At 69.4% G+C, this 21,220-nt stretch carries 18 protein-coding genes; 12 read left to right on the plus strand and 6 right to left on the minus strand.

Translation table 11 applies throughout. The annotated features are described in order from the left end of the window. The first annotated feature begins 8 nt into the window (after positions 1–8). Together Q9R08_RS06655 and Q9R08_RS06660 are read left to right on the plus strand one after the other, a co-directional pair. Positions 9–1,127, plus strand: coding sequence for an epoxide hydrolase family protein (locus Q9R08_RS06655; RefSeq protein ID WP_308867095.1), 1,119 nt, complete (start codon positions 9–11; stop codon positions 1,125–1,127). 44 nt (positions 1,128–1,171) lie between these two features. Beyond that, positions 1,172–1,906, plus strand: a complete 735-nt coding sequence (locus Q9R08_RS06660) for an alpha/beta fold hydrolase (RefSeq protein ID WP_308867096.1) — start codon at positions 1,172–1,174, stop codon at positions 1,904–1,906. Positions 1,907–1,921: 15 nt separating this feature from the next. Here Q9R08_RS06660 and Q9R08_RS06665 read toward each other — a convergent pair whose 3' ends face one another. Further along, a complete protein-coding gene (locus Q9R08_RS06665) occupies positions 1,922–3,973 on the minus strand; it encodes a M3 family metallopeptidase (RefSeq protein WP_308867097.1) in 2,052 nt (683 codons plus the stop codon). A gap of 106 nt (positions 3,974–4,079) precedes the next feature. Between Q9R08_RS06665 and Q9R08_RS06670 the strand changes: the two genes are divergently transcribed. The 3 genes from Q9R08_RS06670 to Q9R08_RS06680 are packed head-to-tail and all read left to right on the plus strand — an operon-like array spanning position 4,080 to position 6,324. Beyond that, positions 4,080–4,715 carry an ArsR/SmtB family transcription factor gene (locus tag Q9R08_RS06670; protein WP_308867099.1) on the plus strand — a complete coding sequence of 212 codons (636 nt, stop codon included), beginning with the start codon at positions 4,080–4,082 and terminating at the stop codon, positions 4,713–4,715. Then, positions 4,712–4,942, plus strand: coding sequence for a hypothetical protein (locus Q9R08_RS06675; RefSeq protein WP_308867100.1), 231 nt, complete (start codon positions 4,712–4,714; stop codon positions 4,940–4,942). Before Q9R08_RS06670 ends, Q9R08_RS06675 begins: the two co-directional genes overlap by 4 nt. After that, on the plus strand, positions 4,939–6,324 hold the full coding sequence (locus tag Q9R08_RS06680; RefSeq protein ID WP_308867103.1) for an MFS transporter: 1,386 nt from the start codon (positions 4,939–4,941) through the stop codon (positions 6,322–6,324). The genes Q9R08_RS06675 and Q9R08_RS06680 overlap by 4 nt, the downstream gene beginning before the upstream one ends. Positions 6,325–6,333: 9 nt before the next feature. Here the strand turns inward: Q9R08_RS06680 and Q9R08_RS06685 are convergent, their stop codons facing one another. From Q9R08_RS06685 to Q9R08_RS06695, 3 genes are all read right to left on the minus strand, one after another. After that, positions 6,334–6,582 carry a hypothetical protein gene (locus Q9R08_RS06685; protein ID WP_308867104.1) on the minus strand — a complete coding sequence of 83 codons (249 nt, stop codon included), beginning with the start codon at positions 6,580–6,582 and terminating at the stop codon, positions 6,334–6,336. 1 nt (position 6,583) lies between these two features. Further along, positions 6,584–9,178: a valine--tRNA ligase gene (valS, locus tag Q9R08_RS06690; RefSeq protein ID WP_308867106.1), complete on the minus strand. Its 2,595-nt coding sequence runs from the start codon at positions 9,176–9,178 to the stop codon at positions 6,584–6,586. A gap of 148 nt (positions 9,179–9,326) precedes the next feature. Continuing rightward, positions 9,327–10,664: an MFS transporter gene (locus Q9R08_RS06695; RefSeq protein ID WP_308867108.1), complete on the minus strand. Its 1,338-nt coding sequence runs from the start codon at positions 10,662–10,664 to the stop codon at positions 9,327–9,329. Between the two features lie 317 nt (positions 10,665–10,981). Here Q9R08_RS06695 and ileS point away from each other — a divergent pair, with 317 nt between their 5' ends. Genes ileS through ndk form a run of 4 tightly spaced genes read left to right on the plus strand, consistent with a single transcriptional unit; the run spans position 10,982 to position 16,569 of the window. Further along, entirely contained in the window at positions 10,982–14,383 is a 3,402-nt protein-coding gene (gene ileS, locus Q9R08_RS06700) for an isoleucine--tRNA ligase (RefSeq protein WP_308867109.1), read from the plus strand. Then, positions 14,380–15,738, plus strand: coding sequence for a bifunctional folylpolyglutamate synthase/dihydrofolate synthase (locus Q9R08_RS06705; protein ID WP_308867110.1), 1,359 nt, complete (start codon positions 14,380–14,382; stop codon positions 15,736–15,738). Before ileS ends, Q9R08_RS06705 begins: the two co-directional genes overlap by 4 nt. Beyond that, positions 15,735–16,130 (plus strand): DUF4233 domain-containing protein, encoded by a 396-nt coding sequence (locus tag Q9R08_RS06710; RefSeq protein WP_308867111.1) that lies wholly within the window; start codon positions 15,735–15,737, stop codon positions 16,128–16,130. The genes Q9R08_RS06705 and Q9R08_RS06710 overlap by 4 nt, the downstream gene beginning before the upstream one ends. Before the next feature lie 22 nt (positions 16,131–16,152). Continuing rightward, positions 16,153–16,569, plus strand: a complete 417-nt coding sequence (gene ndk, locus Q9R08_RS06715) for a nucleoside-diphosphate kinase (RefSeq protein ID WP_308867112.1) — start codon at positions 16,153–16,155, stop codon at positions 16,567–16,569. Positions 16,570–16,605: 36 nt separating this feature from the next. Here ndk and Q9R08_RS06720 read toward each other — a convergent pair whose 3' ends face one another. After that, positions 16,606–17,229 (minus strand): vitamin K epoxide reductase family protein, encoded by a 624-nt coding sequence (locus Q9R08_RS06720; protein WP_308867113.1) that lies wholly within the window; start codon positions 17,227–17,229, stop codon positions 16,606–16,608. Positions 17,230–17,571: 342 nt separating this feature from the next. Between Q9R08_RS06720 and Q9R08_RS06725 the strand changes: the two genes are divergently transcribed. Next, entirely contained in the window at positions 17,572–20,040 is a 2,469-nt protein-coding gene (locus Q9R08_RS06725; RefSeq protein WP_308867114.1) for an Rne/Rng family ribonuclease, read from the plus strand. 127 nt (positions 20,041–20,167) lie between these two features. Here Q9R08_RS06725 and Q9R08_RS06730 read toward each other — a convergent pair whose 3' ends face one another. Next, positions 20,168–20,434: a DUF4031 domain-containing protein gene (locus Q9R08_RS06730; protein ID WP_308867115.1), complete on the minus strand. Its 267-nt coding sequence runs from the start codon at positions 20,432–20,434 to the stop codon at positions 20,168–20,170. Positions 20,435–20,590: 156 nt separating this feature from the next. On the opposite strand from Q9R08_RS06730, the gene rplU reads away from it, so the two are divergent. Together rplU and rpmA are read left to right on the plus strand one after the other, a co-directional pair. Beyond that, the gene (gene rplU, locus Q9R08_RS06735) at positions 20,591–20,899 is read left to right on the plus strand and encodes a 50S ribosomal protein L21 (RefSeq protein WP_308867116.1); all 309 of its coding nucleotides are present in this window, start codon (positions 20,591–20,593) and stop codon (positions 20,897–20,899) included. A 20-nt stretch (positions 20,900–20,919) separates the two neighbouring features. Next, entirely contained in the window at positions 20,920–21,177 is a 258-nt protein-coding gene (rpmA, locus tag Q9R08_RS06740; protein WP_308867117.1) for a 50S ribosomal protein L27, read from the plus strand. Positions 21,178–21,220: the final 43 nt, after the last annotated feature.

Raw genomic sequence — 21,220 nt, forward strand, 5'->3', positions numbered from 1 at the left:
TTCGGCGTGTGAACAGCCCGCGCCCCTTCTCGATCCAGGTGCCCGATACCGAACTCGCCGATCTGCGCGATCGTCTCGCGCGATTCCGGCCGTTGCCGGACTCACCGCGCCGACCGGAGTCCGGCATGAGTGCCGACTACCTCGCCGAGCTCGTCGCGACATGGCGCACGTGGGACTGGCGCGGCCGCGAAGTGTGGCTGAACAGGCATCCGCAGTTCCTCGCCGAGATCGGCGACAGCACGGTCCACTTCGCCCACCTGCGGTCCGAGCGGGATGACGCACCGGCGCTGCTCGTCATGCACGGCTGGCCCCACACCTTCGCCCTGCAGCTGGACTTCGCCGATCTGCTGCCGGACTTCCACGTCGTCGTGCCCAGCTTCCCGGGCTTCGCCTACTCCTCGGCCTATGCCGAGGGGCCTGTCACGGAGGTCCGTCTCGCCTCGACGATGCACGCGCTCATGACGGATGTGCTGGGCTACGAGAAGTACCTCACGTACGGCGAGGACGTGTCGGCCAACGTGAACGATCTGATCGCCGGCTCCTATCCCGACGCCGTGAGCGGCGTCATCGTGACGCACTCGCATTTCCCGTCGGCAGCCGAGCGACCGAGGCTCACGGCACCCGACGAGGTGGCGTTCTTCGCACGCCTTCAGCAATGGGGCGGCGTCAACGGAGCATACGGTCACGTGCAGGCGACGCGACCCGACACCCTGGCGGCGGCGCTGAACGACTCCCCGGCCGGGCTGATCGCCTGGCTGGCTGAGAAGCTCGTCGAGTGGAGTGACACACCGTCGGCGGATCCACGGGCGGTGGAACGTCGGATCTCGCGGGAACGCATCCTCACCGAGGCGATGATCTACTGGACGACGCAGAGCATCGGCTCGTCCTTCCGGCCGTACTACGAGGGGGCCGACCAGCCCGATGAGATGCCGCCGGTGGTGATCCCGGCATCCGTGCACATCCAGCGCCACGAAGGCGACTATCCGGAATCGCTCGCGCGGCGGTTCTACCTCGACCTGCGCACCTTCGAGCGCCTCGACGAGGGCGGGCATTTCGCGGTCGCCGAAGTGCCGGAGGTCATGGCAGACCGCGTGCGGACGTTCGCGCGCGAGCTGGAGCTGCTCTGACGTCGGCGTTGGACGCTGACGGCAAGGGATGGGAGGGTGGCCGCATGACCGATGTGACGACGTTCGTCCTGGTCCCCGGATTCTGGCTGGGCGGGTGGGCCTGGGACGGCGTGGCAGACAGGCTGCGCGACCGGGGAGGGATCGTCGACGCCCTCACACTTCCCGGACTCGAGCCGGCAGCGGCAGCCGGCGAGGCGGATGCGACCCTCGACGATCAGATCGCCGCGGTGGTCGACGCGGTGCGCCGGGCGCAGGGTCGCGTGGTCCTCGTCGGTCACAGCGGCGGCGGTGCGGTGGTCACCGGAGCGACGGATACCGTGCCCGACCTGGTCGACGACCTGGTGTTCGTCGACAGCGGTCCGGTCGCCGACGGCGCAGTGGCGTCGCCCGAACTCGCCGACGACGTCCGCGCGCTCGACCTGCCCGACTGGGCGGCGCTGGAAGCGGCAGGATCCAGCCTCGCCGGCCTCGATGACGACGACCTCGCGGAGTTCCGGCGTCGCGCCGTGCCCCATCCCGCCGCCGCCGCGCGTCAGCCGATCGCGCTCCACGACGAACGGCGCCGGGACGTACCCGTGACGTTGGTGTGCTCGAGCATGTCGGCACAGCAGGTGCGCGACATGGTCGACGCGCGGCATCCGTGGTTCGAAGAGCTCGGACGCTACACCTCGGTGCGGCTCGTGGACCTGCCGACCGGCCACTGGCCGATGTGGTCGCGCACCGACGACCTGGCCGACGAACTCCTCACGATCGCGTCGACGAGCACGCCGGCGCAGTAGCCGGCGGCCCGGTGATCAGCCGGCGAGGCCGCGGCGCTCCAGCAGCGGCTGGATCTCGGCATCCCGCCCGCGGAAGTCCCGGTAGGCCTCGAGCGGATCCTTCGACCCACCGACGCCCAGAAGGCGGCCCCGGAAGCGATCGCCGTTCTCGCGGCGGAGGCCGCCGTTCTCACGGAACCACTCCACGGTGTCGGCGTCCAGCACCTCGCTCCAGATGTACGAGTAATAGCCCGCGCTGTAGCCGCCCGAGAACACGTGCGCGAAGTACGTGGACGAGTACCGCGTCGGCACGACGGGGTTGTCGAGACCGATGTCGGCGAGAGCCCCGGCCTCGAACGCGGCGACGTCGAGATCGGGCGACGCCGCGTCGACCGAGAGCGAGTGCCACGCCTGGTCGAGCCACGCCGCCGCCAGGTATTCGCTGGTCGCGAAGCCCTGGTTGAACGCCTCCGAGGCGTGCAGCTTCTCGATGATCTCGGCCGGCAGCGGCTGGTCGGTGTCGATGTGGCGGGCGTACGACGCCAGGATCTCGGGCCAGTAGATCCACATCTCGTTGACCTGGCTCGGGAACTCGACGAAGTCGCGGTAGACGTTGGTGCCTGCGAAATGGGGGTACGTCACCGTCGCGAACAGGCCGTGCAGCGCGTGGCCGAACTCGTGGAACAGCGTGGTCACCTCGTCGAGGCTCAGGAGCGTCGGCCGCCCCTCCGCGGGCTTCGGGACGTTCAGGTTGTTGACCACGATCGGCTGCGTGCCGCGCAGGCGCGACTGCAGGACGATCGAGTTCATCCAGGCACCGCCGCGCTTCGTGTCGCGGGTGTACAGATCGAGGATGTAGAGCCCGAGGGCGGATCCGTCGGCGTTGTGGACCTCGAAGACGCGGGTGTCGGGGTGATAGCCGCCGAGATCGCCGCGCTCGGTGAACGTGATGCCGTAGAGATCGGTCGCCGCGCGGAACACGCCGTCTTGGAGCACGCGTTCGGCCTCGAACCACGGACGCAGGGCGGACCGATCGAGGTCGTACTCCGCCGCCCTCACCTTCTCGGTGTAGAACGCCCAGTCGTGCGCCTCCAGCGGGAACGGGGCGCTGCCGGCGTCGATGATCGCCTGCAGCTTCTCCTGCTCCCTGCGCGCATTGCGGGCCGCCGGCACCGCGAGCTGACGCAGCAGGTCGTGCACCGCTGCGGGGGAGCCCGCGGTCTCGTCCGAGGTGATGTACGCGGCGTGCGAGTCGTAGCCGAGGAGCGCCGCGCGCTCGGCCCGCAGGCGCACGATCTCCAGCAGAGTGGCACGGTTGTCGTGCTCGTTGCCGCGGGAACCGCGGGAACGGGATGCCGTCAGCAGCCGGGCCCGGGATTCCCTGTCGGTCAGGCTCGAGAGGTAGGGGTGTCCGGTGAAGAGCGTCAGCGTCACGACCCACTTGCCGTCGAGGCCGCGATCGGCCGCCGCCTGTGCCGCTGCCGAAAGCTCGCCCTCCGAGAGCCCGTCGAGCTCGGCCGCGTCGTCGAAGACGACCGCCAGGTCGTTCGTGTCGGCGAGCAGGTTCTTCTCGAACTGCGTGGTGAGGGTCGACAGACGCTGATTCAGCTCGGTCAGGCTCTTCTTGGCATCGTCGTCGAGGCCGGCGCCCGCGTGAGACATCTCCGTGTAGTGGCGCTCGACGAGATACCGCTGCTCCGGCGCGAGGTCGAGCTGGTCGAGCTGATCGTGGATCGTCTTGATGCGCCAGTACAGCGCCGAATCGAGCTGGATCGAGTCCTGGTGTGCCGACATGAGCGGCGCGAGCTTCTCTTCGATCTCCTGGATCTCGTCCGTCGCATCCGCCGAGGACACGGTGTAGAACGTCCGGGCGACATCGCCCAGGAGGCGCCCGCTCTCCTCGAGCGGGACGAGGGTGTTCTCGAACGTCGGCATGGACCGCACTCGCGTGATCGCCGACACCTCCGCCGCGTGTGCCGCGAACGCCTGCTCGAACGCGGGCAGATAGTGCTCGGGGAGGATCGCGGAGTAGTCCGGGAGCCCGTAGGGGAGAGTGCTGGGCGCGAGAAGCGGGTTGTCGTTCGGCATGGCGTCCAGCCTAGTCACGCACGACGATCATGCCGCGATCCCTTTGCAAACAATCGGTTGCAAAGAAATGCTTGCAAAGAGTTCTTTGCATAGCTATCCTGATGGCATGGCAGACAACGAGGACCAGCAGGCGGATGCCGCGGCCCGCAGCGAGCAGCGTCACAACGAGGACCGCGTCCTCGACTCCGGCGCCCTGCGAGCGCTGGCGCACCCCCTCCGCGTGAGGATCTACGACATCCTCAGCCAGTACGGACCGCAGACGGCCAGCTCCCTCGCCGAGCGCCTGGGCGAGTCCAGCGGCTCGACGAGCTACCACTTGCGCGCACTCGCCAAGCAGGACCTCATCCGCGAGGCCGCCGACCGCGGCACCGGCCGCGAGCGGTGGTGGGAGCGTCCGGTCGGCGGCGTGTCGTTCGCCAACCCTGACGCGATGTCCACGCCCGCCGGCCGCGCAGCCACCCAGGTGGTCATGAACGAGTTCCTGCGAAACCGGAACGACCAGCTCCTCGAGTTCGTCAACCGGGGGATCGGGGGCGAGGACGAGCTCTGGCAGGACGGCACGCTCATCTCCACAGCCACCGCGCGACTCACGCCCGAGCAGAGCAAAGAGCTGACCCTCAAGATCATGGCCCTGATCGACGAGGCCGTGGACAACTACCGCAATCAGACCGGCGAGAACGTACGCCCCGTCACGATCCGGGCTGACGTCTTCCCGCTTCCGCAACTAGGAGGACAGTCATGACCACCATCACGGCAGGCGAACTCGCGGCACGCGGCTTCGGCGCATCTGCCACACGATTCGACCGCGCGCTGCTGCGCGCGGCATCCGCCATCGACGCGTACGTGATCGCACGCGTCGAGCGGCGGGACGGCGCCGAACGGCGCCGCGCACTGACCGCACAGACCGCCGCGAGCGGCGCACGGCGCGACGCCGAGGCGCTCGCTGCGACGGGGATGCTCCCGCGATGAGCGAGAGCGTCGACACCGCGGAGCGGCCGGGGTCGTCGGCCGGGCGGGCACGCAGGGTCCCGCTCGGCCGCGATTTCGGCAAACTGTGGACCGCTGCGGCCTTCAGCAACCTGGCGGACGGGGTGGGCCGCGTCGCCGTCCCGCTCATCGCGACCACGCTCACCCGCGATCCGCTCGCGATCTCCGCGCTCGGCGCGCTCGCGTTCCTGCCGTGGCTGCTCTTCGGTCTCCCCGCCGGGATGATCGTCGATCGGTTCGATCGCCGATGGGTCATGGCGATCGCCAACGGCCTTCGCGGCCTCGCCGCCGTCGGGCTGGCCGCTCTCACCGTCACGGGTGCCATCGACATCTGGTGGCTGTTCGCGGGTGTGCTCGTGTTCGGCCTGGGGGAGACTCTCTTCGACAACGCGACCAACTCGATCGTCCCGAGCGTGGTGCAGCGCCCCGCGCTGGACCGTGCCAACGGCTGGCTGCAGGCGGCGCAGATCACGATCGACAGCTTCATCGCCTCTCCTATCGGCGGTGTGCTGTTCGCCGTGGCGCTGGCGCTGCCGCTCTGGGTCGGAGCCGCGGGCTATCTCATCCCCATCGTCCTCGCCGTGATGCTGCCGCTGTCAGCCGCGCGCCCGCTGCGGACCGAGGCACCGACGGGCAAGAGCGCGACGACGACGGCCGAGGCCGCGGTCGCAGCGGGCGAGCCGCTCGCAGCGGCCGATATGGACGCCGAGGTCGAGGCGAGCGCAGAGGTGGAGGCCTCCGAGGCCTCGGCAGCGTCGAACGTGTCCGCGCGCGAAGCTCTCGTATACCTGTGGCGGCACCGCTTCCTCCGGTCGATGGTGGTCTTCACCTCCATCGTGGGCTGCGCGTTCGCCTTCGCCCAGGCGCCGGTGTTCCTCTACTTCCTCGATGTGCACGGTGTCGCGCCGGCCGCCATCGGGCTCGTCACCGCGGGGATCGGGCTCGGCGGCCTCGGAGGCTCGCTGGTCGCGGCGTCCCTCGTCACGAAGTTCGGACGCGGCAAGGTCATGCTCGGCGCCAACATCGTCGCGGCGGTGGGACTGGCGGGAGTGTGGGCGGCGCCGGAGGCGATTTCGGCGACCATCGCGTACGCCACCATGGCGGCAGCGGTGTCGATCTGGAACGTGCCGTGGGGCGCACTGCGTCAGCGGATCGTGCCCGGGCATCTGTTCGGCCGCGTGCTCGGCATCAGCCGGACCCTGACGTGGGGGATCTTCCCGTTCGCGACGCTTCTCGGCGGCTGGGTGGCGCGGATCGATCTGCGACTGCCGTTCCTGCTCGCCGCGGGGGTCACGCTGGTGGCCACCGCGGTAGCGGTACGGCTGCTGCTCTCGGCCTCCACCCACAACGAACCGGAGGAGTGAGGCTCCGGTCTACCCGAAGCCGTCGTCCGGATCGTTCCGGGCGACGGCTTCACCGTCGGCGTCGAGTGTCACGATGACACCGGTGTCGAGCTCGGCGATCGGCTTGCCCTCGAGCCAGGTGAGGGTCCAGCGCGGCCGCGGCTGACCGAGCTGGTCGCCGGGGATCGTCTCGTCGACGGAGCGGATGCCGCGACGCAGCGCCTCCGGTACGGCTTCAGGCGGTTCGTCGCCCGAGGTCCAGCGCGTTCCGAGCTGCATGTCATGCCTCCTGGGGGACGAGTTCGATCTCCGACACCGACAGGCTGTCGGCCTCCGCATAGTCGATCTCGGCGATGCGCCCGACGGCCTTGAGGTCGCCCTCGGCGAGTCGCAGTGCCGCGATGGCTTCGGCCGGCGCGGCGATCGTGACCTGCGACACCTCCGCCTTCTGCGACACCTTGGCCTCGGTCTTCGCACGGCGCACCCCGATGAGCGCCTCGCCGACGATGCTGAGCACCGCCGGGTCGCCCTGGATGCCGAGCGGTTCCGGCCACTCGGCATTGTGCACCGAGCCCTCGTTGAACCACGACCACGATTCCTCGGCCGCGAAGGCGAGCACCGGGGCGAACAGGCGCAGGAGTGTGGAGAGGGCGATGCGCAGCGCGAGAGCCGCGGATGCCTGGCCGACGTCGGCCTGATTGTAGGCGCGCTCCTTGACCAGCTCGAGGTAGTCGTCGCAGAACGTCCAGAAGAACGACTCGGTGACCTCGAGCGCACGCGCGTGGTCGTAGGCGTCCAGCGCCTTGGTGGCGTCGCGCACGACCGTGTCCAGGGCGGTCAGCATCGACGCGTCCAGCGCGTGCGTCACCTCCGCGCCCTCGGGCACGGGGAAAGACAGCACGAACTTCGCAGCGTTCAGCACCTTGATCGCGAGGCGACGGCCGATCTTCACCTGCGTCGGGTTCTGGGGGTCGAACGCCGCATCGGTGCCGAGCCGGCTCGACGCCGCCCAGTACCGCACCGCATCCGAGCCGTGCTGCGAGAGGATGTCGGCCGGCGTGACGACGTTGCCCTTCGACTTCGACATCTTCTTGCGGTCGGGATCCACGATGAAGCCCGAGATCGCGGCATCCGTCCACGGAGCGCGGTCGTCCTCGAGCGCGCTGCGCAGCAGCGTCGAGAACAGCCACGTGCGGATGATGTCCTGACCCTGGGGGCGCATGTCGAACGGCGCGACGAGGTTCCAGAGCTCGGGATCGCGCTCCCAGCCCCCGGCGAGCTGCGGCGTCAGCGACGACGTCGCCCAGGTGTCGAAGATGTCGTTCTCACCCTCGAAGCCGCCTGGCACGCCGCGCTGGTCGGCGGTGTAGCCGGCCGGCACATCGGTCGAGGGGTCGACGGGCAGCGATGCGTGGTCGGGCGTGATGACGCGGTCGTAGTCGCGCTCACCGTTCTCGTCGAGCGCGTACCACACCGGGATCGGCACGCCGAAGAAGCGCTGGCGCGACACCAGCCAGTCGCCGGTGAGGCCGTTGGTCCAGTTCTCGAAGCGCACCCGCATGAAGTCCGGGTGCCATGACATCGATGCGCCGAGGGAGATGAGCTTGTTGCGCAGCGCCTCGTCGCGAGCGCCGTTGCGGATGTACCACTGGCGCGTCGAGACGATCTCCATCGGGCGATCGCCCTTCTCGTAGAACTTCACCACGTGCGTGAACGGCTTGGGCTCGCCGATGAGCTCGCCGGACTCCTGCAGGAGCTCGACCACGCGCTTCTTGGCGCTGAACACCGTCTTGCCGGCCAGCTCGGCGTACGCCGCCTTGCCGGCATCCGTCACGATGGCCTCCGGCGCGTCGGGCACGATGCGCCCGTCCAGTCCGAGGATGGTGCGGTTCGGCAGGTTCAGCTCACGCCACCAGATGATGTCGGTGACGTCGCCGAAGGTGCAGATCATCGCGATTCCCGAGCCCTTGTCGGGCTGGGCGAGGGGATGCGCCAGCACCGGCACCTCGACGTCGAACAGCGGGGTGCGCACGGTGCTGCCGAACAGCGGCTGGTAGCGCTCGTCGTCGGGATGCGCGACCAGCGCGACGCAGGCCGCGAGCAGCTCGGGCCGGGTCGTCTCGATGTGCACGTCGCCCGTGCCGTCCGTCTTGTGGAACGCGACGCGGTGGAAGGCCGCGGGCTGCTCCCGCTCCTCGAGCTCGGCCTGTGCGATGGCCGTGCGGAAGTCGATGTCCCACATCGTGGGCGCGAGGTCCTGGTAGGCCTCGCCGCGCTCCAGGTTGCGCAGGAACGCCCGCTGGCTGGTGCGGATCGTGTCGTCGGAGATCGTGCGGTAGGTCTGCGTCCAGTCGACGCTCAGCCCGAGCTGGCGGAAGAGCGCCTCGAAGTGCTTCTCGTCCTCGACCGTGAGCCGCTCGCACAGCTCGATGAAGTTGCGGCGGCTGACGGGCACCTGGTCGGCGGCGCGGCTGGACTTGTTGTCGCCGCCCTCGAACGGAGGAGTGAAGCCGGGAACGTACGGCAGCGACGGATCGCAGCGGACGCCGTAGTAGTTCTGCACGCGACGCTCGGTGGGCAGGCCGTTGTCGTCCCAGCCCATGGGATAGAACACCGTCTTGCCGCGCATGCGCTCGTACCGCACCTTGAGATCGGTGTGCGTGAATGAGAAGACGTGTCCGATGTGCAGGCTGCCCGAGGCAGTCGGCGGCGGAGTGTCGACCGAGTACACGCCCTCGCGGCCCACTTCGGCGGCGCGCGCGCGATCGAACAGGTACGTGCCCTGCTCGGACCACGCGGCATCCCACTTGTCCTCGAGGCCCTCCAGTGCGGGCTTGTCCGGAATCTGTCCCTGTGCGGGGCGGCCGTCGGTCATGCGGAACTCCTCGAGCGATATGTGCGGCACTGTGTGAGCGTGCCTGAGTGTGGGATGTCGCTCGATTCTAGCCCGGGCCCGCTGGACGAGGAAAAGCGGACGGATGCCGCGGCAGCCGGCATCCGTCCGCTCTCGGGCGGCTCTGCGTTCAGGCCGTCGCCGTCGCGCTGGCAGGATCCGTCGCGAGCTCCGGCTCGACGGCGCGCCGCGTGGCCAGCCATGCGGACACGAGCGTCACGGCCGACATGATCGCCAGGATGACGCCGGGGTGCCACCACGCGTAATCCGTCGCCTCGCCGAGCGTGAGCGTGAGGTACGGGACGAACCCGCTGATGGTCGCCGCCAGCGCGTACGCGAACGACAGGGCGGAGTAGCGGAACCGGTCGGGGAAGAGGTCGTTCATCAGCCCGCCGAGCGCCGCCCAGGCCATCGTCGGAAGGATGCCGCCGATCAGCATCGTCGCGACGAGGATCGGGAAGGTCGCGAACTGGAGCAGGAAGTACATCGGGAACGTGATGAGCAGGGTCCCGAGCGCGCCCCAGAGCACGACGCGTGCCGAGCCGATGCGCGACGCCCAGCCCCCGAACAGCGGGATGGTCACGAGCTGCAGGAGGCCGCCGATGGTGGTCGCGATGAGAAGGTCCTGGAAGCTGAACCCCAGCTGCTCCACCCCGTAGTTGACGGTGTAGGTGTTCATGAGCGAGTACGACCCGATGCCCAGCAGGGCCGCACCGATCGCGATCGCCATGGCTCCGGGGCGCTTCGCGAACATCGTGATGAACGGGATGCGATCGCGGCGTCCCTCGGCCACGACCCCCTCGAAGACGGGGGTCTCGGAGATCGACCACCGCAGATACAGCGACACGAGCAGCAGCGGGATGGCGAGGAGGAACGGGATGCGCCATCCCCACTCGGCGATCTGCTCGGCGGGGAGCACCGCGGTGAGGACGATGAACACGGCCGCCGACAGGATCGATCCGACGGGGGAGCCGAGCTGGGGGATCGCGGCGTAGAACGCCCGCTTGACCGGGCCGGAGTTCTCGGTCGCGATGAGGATCGACCCGCCCCACTCGCCGCCCAGCGACAGACCCTGCACGATGCGCAGCAGGATCAGGAGCACGGCTCCGAGCCAGCCCGCCTGCGCGTAGGTCGGCAGGAGGCCGATGAGACCGGTCGCGACGCCCATGATGCCGACGGTCCACAGCAGGGTGGCCCTGCGACCGACGCGGTCGCCCATGTAGCCGAAGATCACGGCACCGATGGGGCGGACCACGAAGGCGAGCGCGATCGTCAAGAATGCCGCACTCGTGGCGCCGAACTGCCCGAGCGGGTCGAAGAACAGCGGCCCGACGAAGAACGCCGAGAAGTAGGCGAAAAGGTAGAAGTCGAAGGATTCGAGCGAGGTTCCCACCATCGAGGCCCACGCGACTCTGCGCGTCGGGGCGGATTCGGGAACCAGAGCGGATTCGGGTGCTGCTGCGGTCACGGATGTCAATCTTGGCACGAGTCCAGAAACCCCGGCGCCGTGCTCCGCATTCCCCGCTTGCGCAGCCACGGTACACTCGTGTCAGCAGCGTCGATCCGGCCATCACCGGGGAGCTCTCGGAAGAAAAGGTGCCCGCTCAGGCGGATTCCCCACTAGAACCGAGCGGGTCAGGCCCGTCACAGCCGCAGTGAGAGAGGGCAGCTCGGTCCCCGCGAAGGACCGAGACGTCAACGCAGGGTGGTACCGCGGTACGTCTGGTCACCGTTCCAGGCATGTCGTCCCCGCAGGAAGCACACGAGCGAGCACCTGCGAGAGAAATGACCTATCCCCGCCCCTCCGCCTTCGGACCTGCGGCCGATGTTTCGGCACGCCCGGGCACCGGAGCGAGTCCCGTCGTCCCCAGCCCCCGCTTCCCCGACATCGAGCGGGAGACGCTCGCGTTCTGGAAGGCCGACCAGACCTTCCGCGCCTCGATCGATCAGCGCGACGGCGCCGACGAGTGGGTCTTCTACGACGGTCCGCCGTTCGCCAACGGTCTGCCCCACTACGGCCACCTCCTCACCGGCTACGCCAAGGACCTCTTCCCGCGCTTCCAGACCATGCGCGGCAAGAAGGTGGACCGCGTGTTCGGGTGGGACACGCACGGACTGCCCGCCGAGCTGGAGGCGATGAAGCAGCTCGGCATCACCGAGAAGAGTGAGATCGAGGCGATGGGCATCGCCGCGTTCAACGCCAAGTCCCGCGAATCGGTGCTCGCCTACACCCGCGAGTGGGAGGACTACGTGACCCGGCAGGCACGCTGGGTCGACTTCGAGCGCGGCTACAAGACGCTGGACCTCACCTACATGGAGTCCGTGCTGTGGGCGTTCAAGACCATCTACGACAAGGGTCTGGCCTATGAGGGTCACCGCGTCCTGCCCTACTGCTGGCGCGACGAGACGCCGCTCTCGGCGCACGAGCTGCGCATGGACGACGACGTCTACAAGATGCGTCAGGACCCGTCCGTGACGATCACGTTCCCGCTGACGGGCCTCAAGGCGGAGGCGCTGGGCCTCACCGCCGTGCGCGCGCTGGCCTGGACGACGACGCCGTGGACCCTGCCCACGAATCTCGCGCTCGCGGTGGGCCCCGACATCCGCTACGTGGTCGTGCCCGGGGGGCCGAACGGGGCCGCCGACGTGCACCGCGACGACGAGCCCGCGGAAGCGGAGTCGCACCGCTACCTTCTGGCCGAGGAGCTGCTCGCCGGGTACGCGAAGGACCTGGGCTACGACTCGGCCGAGGCCGCCCGCGAGGCGGTCGAGCAGACGGTGCTCGGCGCCGATCTCGAGGACGTCACCTACGACCGTCTCTTCGACTACTACGCGGATGCCGCCATCTGGGGCACGCAGCGCGCCTGGCGCATCCTCGTCGACGACTACGTGACCACCGGTGACGGCACCGGCATCGTGCACCAGGCGCCGGCCTTCGGTGAGGACGACCAGCGGGTGACCGAGGCCGCCGGCATCCCGCTCATCATGAGCCTCGACGACGGCGGACGCTTCCTGCCGCAGGTGACCGATGTCGCCGGCCAGCTGTGGATGGACGCCAACCGACCGCTGATCCGGCTGCTCCGCCAGGAGGGGCGGCTCCTCCGGGAGGCGAGCTACGAGCACTCGTACCCGCACTGCTGGCGGTGCCGCAACCCGCTCATCTACCGCGCCGTGTCGAGCTGGTTCATCCGCGTCACCGACATCAAAGACCGCATGCTCGCGAACAACGAGCAGATCACCTGGGTGCCCGAGAACGTCAAGCACGGCCAGTTCGGCAAGTGGCTCGAGGGGGCGCGCGACTGGTCCGTCAGCCGCAACCGCTACTGGGGCTCGCCGATCCCGGTCTGGAAGAGCGACGACCCCGAGCACCCGCGCGTCGACGTCTACGGCTCGCTGGAGGATCTCGAGCGGGACTTCGGTCGCCTCCCGCGCAACGCGGAGGGAGAGGTCGATCTGCACCGGCCGTACATCGACGACCTGACGCGCCCGAATCCCGACGACCCGACCGGCAAGAGCACGATGCGCCGCATCGAGGACGTCTTCGATGTCTGGTTCGATTCCGGCTCGATGCCGTACGCCCAGGTGCACTACCCGTTCGAGAATCAGCAGTGGTTCGACGAGCACTCGCCGGCCGACTTCATCGTCGAGTACATCGGGCAGACCCGCGGCTGGTTCTACGTGATGCACGTCCTGTCGACGGCGCTGTTCGATCGCCCCGCGTTCACCGGGGTGTCGTGCCACGGCATCGTGCTCGGCAGCGACGGACTCAAGATGTCGAAGTCGCTGCAGAACTATCCCGACGTCAGTGAGGTCTTCGACCGCGACGGCTCAGACGCGATGCGGTGGTTCCTCATGTCGAGCTCGGTGCTGCGCGGCGGCAACCTCATCGTCACCGAGGAGGGCATCCGCGCCGGCGTGCGCGAGTTCCTGCTGCCGCTGTGGAACGCCTGGTACTTCTTCGCGACCTACGCCAACGCAGCAGGCGGTGCGACCGGCGAGGGCTACCAGGCCTCCTGGCGCACCGACTCGACTGACGTGCTGGACCGCTACATCCTGGCGCTCGCGGGCGACCTCGTGCGCGATGTCGCGGCCGACCTCGAGGTGCTGGACTCCACGCTCGCGGCGGCGAAGCTGCGCGACTTCGCGGAGGCGCTGACGAACTGGTACATCCGCCGCTCTCGAGACCGGTTCTGGGTCGGCGTCTCCGACGACCCCAAGAGCAGGGAAGCGTTCGACACGCTGTACACGGTGCTCGAGACGCTCACCCGCGTCGCGGCGCCGCTGATCCCGCTGGTGGCCGAGAAGGTCTGGCAGGGCCTCACCGGCGGCCGGAGCGTGCACCTGCAGGACTGGCCCGACGCCGACGCGTTCCCCGCCGCGGACGACATCCGCACGGCGATGGATGCCGTGCGCGAGGCCTCCAGCGTGGCGAACGCCCTCCGCAAGAAGGAGGGTCGTCGCGTGCGCCTGCCTCTGCCGGCGTTGACCGTGGCGGTGGCGGATGCCGCGTCCCTCGCCCAGTTCGACGGCATCCTGCGCGACGAGCTCAACGTGAAGTCGGTCGAGCTGATCGAGCTCGGCGACGACGTCTCGACGCGCTACGGCATCAGCAAGCGCCTGACCGTCAATGCGCGCGCCGCCGGGCCTCGCCTCGGCAAGCAGGTGCAGCACGTCATCGCGGGAGCCAAGGCCGGAGTGTGGGAAGAGCGCGACGGCGGCGTGGTGGTCGACGGCATCGCGCTGCAGCCGGGGGAGTACGACCTCACCCTCGAGGCGGGCGGCGTCGCGGACGGCACGGCCATCGCGCTGCTCTCGGGCGACGGCTTCGTGCTGCTGGACACCACGACGACGCCCGAGCTCGAGGCCGAGGGCCTGGCCCGCGACGTCATCCGCGCCGTGCAGGACACCCGCAAGGCAGCCGGCTTCGACGTCAGCGACCGCATCGGGCTCGGACTGCTGTTCGACGACCCCGCGGACGCCGAGGCGGTCGCCGCCGCATTCGACGTCGCGAACGTGGCCGGCGAGACCCTCGCCGTCACGCACGCGGTGCGCTCCCGCGTCGCCGAGCTGACCGCCTCGGGTGACGGCCGCGCTCCCGTCGAGTACGAGGCGGTGATCGACGCGGGCACCTATGCCAATCGCGGCGCATTCACCGTCTCGGTCGGCCGGACGGGGGTCTCGGCATGAGCGATCGTGAGCGCCGCAGGGCCGACGCCGTCTACGAGGCGCTGCTGCAGCGGCAGGGCGAGCAGTGGGTGCAGCCGCGTGTCGAGCGCACGCGCCGGGTGCTCGAGCTGCTCGACGACCCGCAGAAGACCTACCGCGTCGTCCACGTCACCGGCACCAACGGCAAGACGTCGACCAGCCGCATGATCGAGAGCCTCGTGCGCGCCCACGGCCTGAGGACCGGACTGTTCACGAGTCCGCATCTCGAGCGCTTCACGGAGCGCATCATGATCGACGGGGAGCCCATCGACGATGCCGCTGTGGCGGACGCGTGGGATGAGATCGCTCCGTTCGTCGACCTGGTGGACGCCGAGCTGGCGGCGAACGACGATGCGCGGCTCACGTTCTTCGAGCTGCTCACGGTTCTCGCGTTCGTCGCGTTCGCCGATGCGCCGATCGACGTTCTCGTGCTCGAGGTGGGCATGGGCGGCTCGTGGGACTCGACCAACAGCGCCGACGGCGACGTGGCGGTCTTCGCGCCGATCGATCTCGATCACGCCGACCGCCTGGGCGACACCATCGCCGAGATCGCCACGGTCAAGGCCGGCATCATCAAGGACGGCGCCGCGGTCGTCTCAGCACGACAGGATGCCGCCGCCGAGGCCGTGCTCCGCTCGGCCGCTGCGGCGCACGGCGCCTCGATCGCCTTCGAGGGCGCCGAGTTCGCGCTGGCCCAGCAGCGACTGGCCGTCGGGGGGCAGCAGATCACCGTGCGCGGGCTCGCCGCGACTTACGAGGACGAGTACCTGCCGCTGTACGGCGCGCACCAGGGCTTCAACGCCGCTCTCGCGATCGCCGCTGTGGAGTCCCTCGTCGGAGGCGGCTCCCAGCCCATCGCCGGGGACGTGCTCGCGGACGGCCTCGGCGGCGCGACCTCGCCCGGCCGTCTGCAGCTGATCGGCGCCGGCCCGACGGTGCTCGTCGACGCGGCCCACAACCCGCACGGCGCCCGCGCGCTCGTGACCGCGCTGCGCGAGGCCTTCGACTTCGACGAGTGGGGCGTCGTGCTCGGCGTGCTCTCCGACAAGGACGCAGCGGGCATCGTCGCCGAGATCGCACCCGTCGCGGCACATGTGTTCGCTACCGCACCGGACTCGGAGCGCGCCGAGGACGCCGACGCGATCGCCGACCTGGCCGAGGCGCACGACCTCCGGGTCTCGGTGCATCGGGATCTCGCGGAGGCCGCCGAGGCGGCGCGGGCGTGGGCGGCGGCATCCGATCGCCGCGCCGTCGTGATCGCAGGATCCGTGCTGCTCGCCGGCGAGGCGCTGACTCTCGCCGCGGCGGAGGACTGGAAGGCCGGGTGGAGCGAATGAGCGCCGAGCGCGCACCCCGCACCCGGCGCCCGCGTGGTGCAGCCGAGTCGCTGGCGACGATCGTGCTGGGTTTCGAGTCCATCGTCGCCTTCCTGGCGGGACTCGTGATCTACGGGCTCAGGGCGCTGCCCGCGCAGATCGCGCCGTGGTGGGGCGTTGTCGCCGGCGCCGTGCTCGCGCTGCTGATGATCGCGACGACCCGGGTGGTGCGCTATCGCTGGGGCATCGTCCTCGGCTGGGTGCTGCAGGGGATCGTCGCGCTCGGCGCGTTCCTCGTGCCGGCGCTGGCGATCGTCGCCCTCATTTTCGGCGCCATGTACGGGTATGCGACGATCAAGGGAGCTGCTCTCGACCGGCGCAATGCGCAGCTCGCGGCGAATCCCCCCTCATAACCGATCCGAAACGGAGACCCGCATGGCCACCGAAGAGACCCTCGTCCTCGTCAAGCCCGACGGCGTCGCGCGCGGCCTCACCGGCGCGATCCTCGCCCGTATCGAGGCGAAGGGATACGCCCTCGTCGACATCCGTCTCGTGGAGCCCGATCGCGAGACCCTCGAGCGCCACTACGCCGAGCACGAGGGCAAGCCGTTCTACGAGCCGCTGGTCGAGTTCATGATGTCGGGCCCTTCGGTCGCGATCCGCCTGGCAGGCAACCGCGTCATCGAAGGCTTCCGGTCGCTCGCGGGAACGACCGATCCCACCACGGCCGCCCCCGGCACCATCCGCGGCGACTTCGGCCGTGACTGGGGCCTCAAGGTTCAGCAGAACCTCGTGCACGGCTCCGACAGCACAGAGTCCGCGGCGCGCGAGCTCGAGATCTGGTTCGGCTGATCAGCCCGCCGGCTGGCCGCCCGGAGACACCGGCGGTCAGCCGAACAGTGTCTGCCAGATGTTGACGACGGCGTTCATCTCGAGCTGCGCGAGCAGCAGGATGATCGCGAAGCTGACGATGGCGGCCAGAGGGACCCAGGCCATGAGCCGATCGGCGGCGTTGCGCACACGCTCAGAGGCGGGTACGAGTCCGGCACGCAGCAGGTGCAGCGTCACCGCGTAGAACGTGGGGATGGTGACCGACCAGGTGACCATGCACCACGGGCACAGCGTGTGCAGGTTGGGTGCGTAGATGCTCTGGCCGATGAGCCAGATCACGAGGCCGAACGCGAACGCGATCCCCAGCCAGAAGCACCACCAGAACCACCGCGCGAACCGGGCGCGTGCGAGGATCGCCATGCCGACGACGATCGGCGCCACCCAGCCGGTGATTCCGAGGAGGGGGTTGGGGAAGCCGAAGATACTTCCCTGCCACGAGCCGAGGTTCGCAGTGCACTGCACCAGGACGCTGAAGTCGCATGACGCGATCGCGTTGGGATCCGCGAGTGCGTGGAGCTTCTCGATCGTGAGCGAGAAAGCCGCCCACCACCCGACGACCCCGGCGATCACGAGCCAGATGGCGAGTCCCGTGGGACGGGTGTGGGTCTGCTGCTCGGGCATGACTCGGATTATGGCATCGCGATCTGCATGGATGCCGCACCGGCCGCCGTGGCAAATCGGGCCGCCGCGGCGTGGGGAAGTCGCTCGCGCGGTGCGAATGGGCATTCTGGCTGGGGAAGTGCGATAATGGGGGTCGATGACTCGCGGCCGCGCCGTGACGATCATCACCAGAAGACTTCAGGGCGACGAATGCCCTTGGCAGCGCGAGCATCCGCCTAGCGCCGGATATCCGCTGCAGACCGAGTGAGTTCGCGGCACCGCCCCGTCCGGTGGGCATGGGCGGCGCCGCACGAGATTTCGCCGGGCGACGCGCGGTGTCGCCCCGCTAGGAGTACGCCAGTGATGGCTGATGGAAACGATGCCGAATTCACCCCTCAGACCGAACCCGACGCGCCGCTGACGCCAGCGGACGATGCGGTGCCCGCCCCCGAGGCGGACACGGCGGTCGAGGCCTCGGAGACGACCGGCGAACCCCAGGAATCGGACGAGCGCGCCTCTTCCGAGGCTGTTGCCGACGACGTGCAGTCCGATTCCGAGGACGACGCCGTGCCGTTGGGCGCCACCGACGCCTCGCCGCAGAGCGCCGTCCCCGTCGCAGTGCCTGACGAGTCGGCGACCGAGGTCGAGCCTGCCGCCGAGTCCACCACTCCGGAAACGCCCGAGGCGGGCGCCGCCGCCGAGGCTGAGGCGTCGGGGGACGCCGACGCCCCGTCGGAGCCCGACGCCCCGTCGGAAGCCGACGCCCCGTCGGAGCCGGAACGCCTGACCGCCGTGAGCCTCGGCCTGCTGCCCGAGGACTTCGTCTCGGCCGTGTCGACGCAGCTGGTCTTCTACGCGCCCGAGATCGCCCCGCTGCCGCCGCGTTCCGGGCGTCAGCCGGAGGAGGAGCCGGAGACCGCCGGCTCGTCGAGCACTTCGCGCCGGCGCAGCCGTCGCCGTGGCGGCGAGGGCCGGGATGAGGCATCCGCCCCCGCCGAGCAGCCGCAGTCGCCGTCGCAGCCGCGCCAGCGTGCCGTCGAGCTCATCACCGAGCCGCAGCGCATCAAGGGATCGACGCGCCTGGAGGCCAAGAAGCAGCGCCGCCGCGACGGCCGCGAGGCGGGGCGCCGCCGCGCGGTCGTGACCGAGGCGGAGTTCCTCGCGCGTCGTGAGTCGGTAGACCGAGTGATGATCGTGCGCTCGCGCAACGGCCGCGTGCAGATCGCCGTGCAGGAGGACAACGTCCTCGTCGAGCACTACGTTGCGCGCAACCAGGACGCGTCGCTGATCGGCAACGTCTACCTGGGGCGCGTGCAGAACGTACTCCCCAGCATGGAGGCGGCGTTCGTCGACATCGGCCGCGGCCGCAACGCCGTGCTCTACTCCGGCGAGGTCGACTGGGATGCCGTGGAGACGGGCAACCAGCCGCGCCGCATCGAACTCGCTCTCAAGACCGGCGACCGCGTGCTGGTGCAGGTGACCAAGGACCCGGTGGGCCACAAGGGTGCCCGTCTGACGAGCCAGATCTCTCTCCCCGGCCGGTACCTCGTGTACGTGCCCGGCGGTGCGATGAACGGCATCTCGCGCAAGCTGCCCGACACCGAGCGCGCACGCCTCAAGAAGATCCTCAAGGAGGTGCTTCCCGAGTCGTCCGGCGTCATCGTCCGCACCGCCGCCGAGGGAGCCACCGAAGACCAGCTCACCCGCGACGTGCAGCGCCTCACGAACCAGTGGGAGCACATCTCGAAGCAGATCGAGACGATCCAGGCACCCGCTCTGCTGCACTCGGAGCCCGACCTCCTGGTGAAGATCGTCCGTGACGTCTTCAACGAGGACTTCTCGAAGATGCTCATCCAGGGCGAGGACGCGCATCACACCATCTCGAAGTACCTCGAGTCGGTCGCGCCCGATCTCCTCGACCGGGTCGAGCGCTACGAGGGCGAACAGGACCCGTTCGACGCCTTCCGCGTGACCGAGCAGATCGAGAAGGCCCTCGACCGCAAGGTCTGGCTGCCCTCCGGCGGCTCGCTGGTCATCGACCGCACCGAGGCGATGACGGTCGTCGACGTCAACACCGGCAAGTTCGTCGGATCCGGCGGCAACCTCGAAGAGACGGTCACCAAGAACAACCTGGAGGCCGCTGAGGAGATCGTCCGGCAGCTGCGCCTGCGCGACATCGGCGGCATCATCGTGGTCGACTTCATCGACATGGTGCTCGAGTCCAACCGCGACCTCGTGCTGCGCCGCCTGGTCGAGTGCCTGAGCCGCGATCGGACCAAGCACCAGGTGGCCGAGGTCACCTCGCTCGGTCTGGTGCAGATGACCCGAAAGAAGCTGGGTCTCGGCCTGCTGGAGACGTTCAGCGAGGCGTGCGAGGTCTGCGCGGGGCGGGGCGTCATCGTCCACCACGACCCGGTCGTCAAGCACCGCGCACCCGCTGCCGGCGCGCCGACCTCGGGCCGCCGACCGCGCGGCGGCGCGCCGGCGCCCGCGAACGGCGGATCCAACGGCACCCACGTCATCACCGAGGGCGTGAAGTCGGCGCTCGCGCAGATCGCGGCATCCACGATCCATCACAACGACGAGGCGGTACCGGCGGAGCCGGCGGCGGTCATCGAGCAGGCGCCCGTCGAGCGCCCCAAGAAGCAGCGCAAGAAGCGCCCGGACTCGGGGTCGAAGAAGGAGAGCCGGACCGAGAAGGACCTGCTCCTCGACTCGGTGCTCAATGCGCTCCCCGAGCCCAAGGCTCCCGGTCAGGGCCGCTCCCGCCGCCGCGTCACCACCGCGGCGCTGACGGGCACCCCGGTGCCTCACACGCCCTCCGACGACTGAGATCCACGTCGCTCCCCGCCCTGGCCGTCGCCGGAGCGGGGAGCGCGTGCGTTCTCGCGGCGGAGCACGGTGGCACACGCCGTGCAGCCGACGTGCTCGAGCTCTCGGCTGCGCCCGCGTCTGCGGTTCAGTGACGATCGCGGGCCCGCACCCGCAGTCCCGACGCGATGAGCCGCCTGACCAGCTCATGGCCGCTGACATGCTGCGCACCCGCGGCGATCAGTCGCGCGTGCGCCTCTTCGGGCACGTCGTAGTGGTCGAGGTCGAAGCCGCGGCGTGGGATGCCGTTCGCCGCGGCGAAGGCATGGAGTTCGTCGAGGTCCGAGTCGGACACCAGATGCGCCCACAGACGCCCGTGCGCCGGCCAGCGAGGATCGTCGATCAGGATGGCCACGTGCAGATCCTACGGGGACGCCACGACACGGCGGGGGCGTGCTTTCGCGGACTGATCGCGCATCTGATAAAGTAGACCCTTGGTGCGTCGAGATATCCGCGCCAAGTCTTGGATGACGTCATGAGCGCGTGCGCTCCCAGAAGAAACAGGTGTGAAGTGGTTTACGCAGTTGTGCGCGCCGGAGGCCGGCAGGAGAAGGTCGAGGTCGGCACGATCGTCGTCCTCGATCGCCAGGCGGCCAAGGTCGGCGACAAGATCGAGCTCCCCGCGGTGCTCTTCGTCGACGGTGACTCCGTCACGACCGACGCGGACAAGCTCGCGAAGGTCACCGTGACCGCCGAGGTGCTCGGTGAGGAGCGCGGCCCGAAGATCGTGATCCAGAAGTTCAAGAACAAGACCGGTTACAAGAAGCGCCAGGGGCACCGTCAGGACCTCACGCGCGTCAAGGTCACCGGCATCAAGTAAGTCCAGGAAGAGACGCAGAGATGGCACACAAAAAGGGCGCAAGCTCCACCCGCAACGGTCGTGACTCCAACGCTCAGCGACTGGGCGTGAAGCGCTTCGGCGGCCAGCAGGTCCTCGCCGGCGAGATCATCGTCCGTCAGCGCGGCACCCACTTCCACCCCGGCGCCAACGTCGGCCGCGGTGGCGACGACACGCTGTTCGCTCTCGCCGCAGGCGCGGTCGAGTTCGGCCACAAGGGCGGCCGCAAGGTCGTCAACATCGTGGCGGCCGCGGAGTAATCCAGCCAGTCGCACAGACTTCCGGAAGGGGCGGGCTTCGGCT

Source organism: Microbacterium psychrotolerans (genome assembly GCF_031085295.1).
Taxonomy (GTDB): domain Bacteria; phylum Actinomycetota; class Actinomycetes; order Actinomycetales; family Microbacteriaceae; genus Microbacterium; species Microbacterium psychrotolerans.

Coding starts and splice junctions, on each gene's coding strand:
- Q9R08_RS06660 (WP_308867096.1), top strand. CDS start 1,172: ATGACCGATGTGACGACGTTCGTCCTGGTCCCCGGATTCTGGCTGGGC.
- Q9R08_RS06665 (WP_308867097.1), bottom strand. CDS start 3,973: ATGCCGAACGACAACCCGCTTCTCGCGCCCAGCACTCTCCCCTACGGG.
- Q9R08_RS06670 (WP_308867099.1), top strand. CDS start 4,080: ATGGCAGACAACGAGGACCAGCAGGCGGATGCCGCGGCCCGCAGCGAG.
- Q9R08_RS06675 (WP_308867100.1), top strand. CDS start 4,712: ATGACCACCATCACGGCAGGCGAACTCGCGGCACGCGGCTTCGGCGCA.
- Q9R08_RS06680 (WP_308867103.1), top strand. CDS start 4,939: ATGAGCGAGAGCGTCGACACCGCGGAGCGGCCGGGGTCGTCGGCCGGG.
- Q9R08_RS06685 (WP_308867104.1), bottom strand. CDS start 6,582: ATGCAGCTCGGAACGCGCTGGACCTCGGGCGACGAACCGCCTGAAGCC.
- valS (WP_308867106.1), bottom strand. CDS start 9,178: ATGACCGACGGCCGCCCCGCACAGGGACAGATTCCGGACAAGCCCGCA.
- ileS (WP_308867109.1), top strand. CDS start 10,982: ATGACCTATCCCCGCCCCTCCGCCTTCGGACCTGCGGCCGATGTTTCG.
- Q9R08_RS06705 (WP_308867110.1), top strand. CDS start 14,380: ATGAGCGATCGTGAGCGCCGCAGGGCCGACGCCGTCTACGAGGCGCTG.
- Q9R08_RS06710 (WP_308867111.1), top strand. CDS start 15,735: ATGAGCGCCGAGCGCGCACCCCGCACCCGGCGCCCGCGTGGTGCAGCC.
- ndk (WP_308867112.1), top strand. CDS start 16,153: ATGGCCACCGAAGAGACCCTCGTCCTCGTCAAGCCCGACGGCGTCGCG.
- Q9R08_RS06720 (WP_308867113.1), bottom strand. CDS start 17,229: ATGCCCGAGCAGCAGACCCACACCCGTCCCACGGGACTCGCCATCTGG.
- Q9R08_RS06725 (WP_308867114.1), top strand. CDS start 17,572: ATGGCTGATGGAAACGATGCCGAATTCACCCCTCAGACCGAACCCGAC.
- rpmA (WP_308867117.1), top strand. CDS start 20,920: ATGGCACACAAAAAGGGCGCAAGCTCCACCCGCAACGGTCGTGACTCC.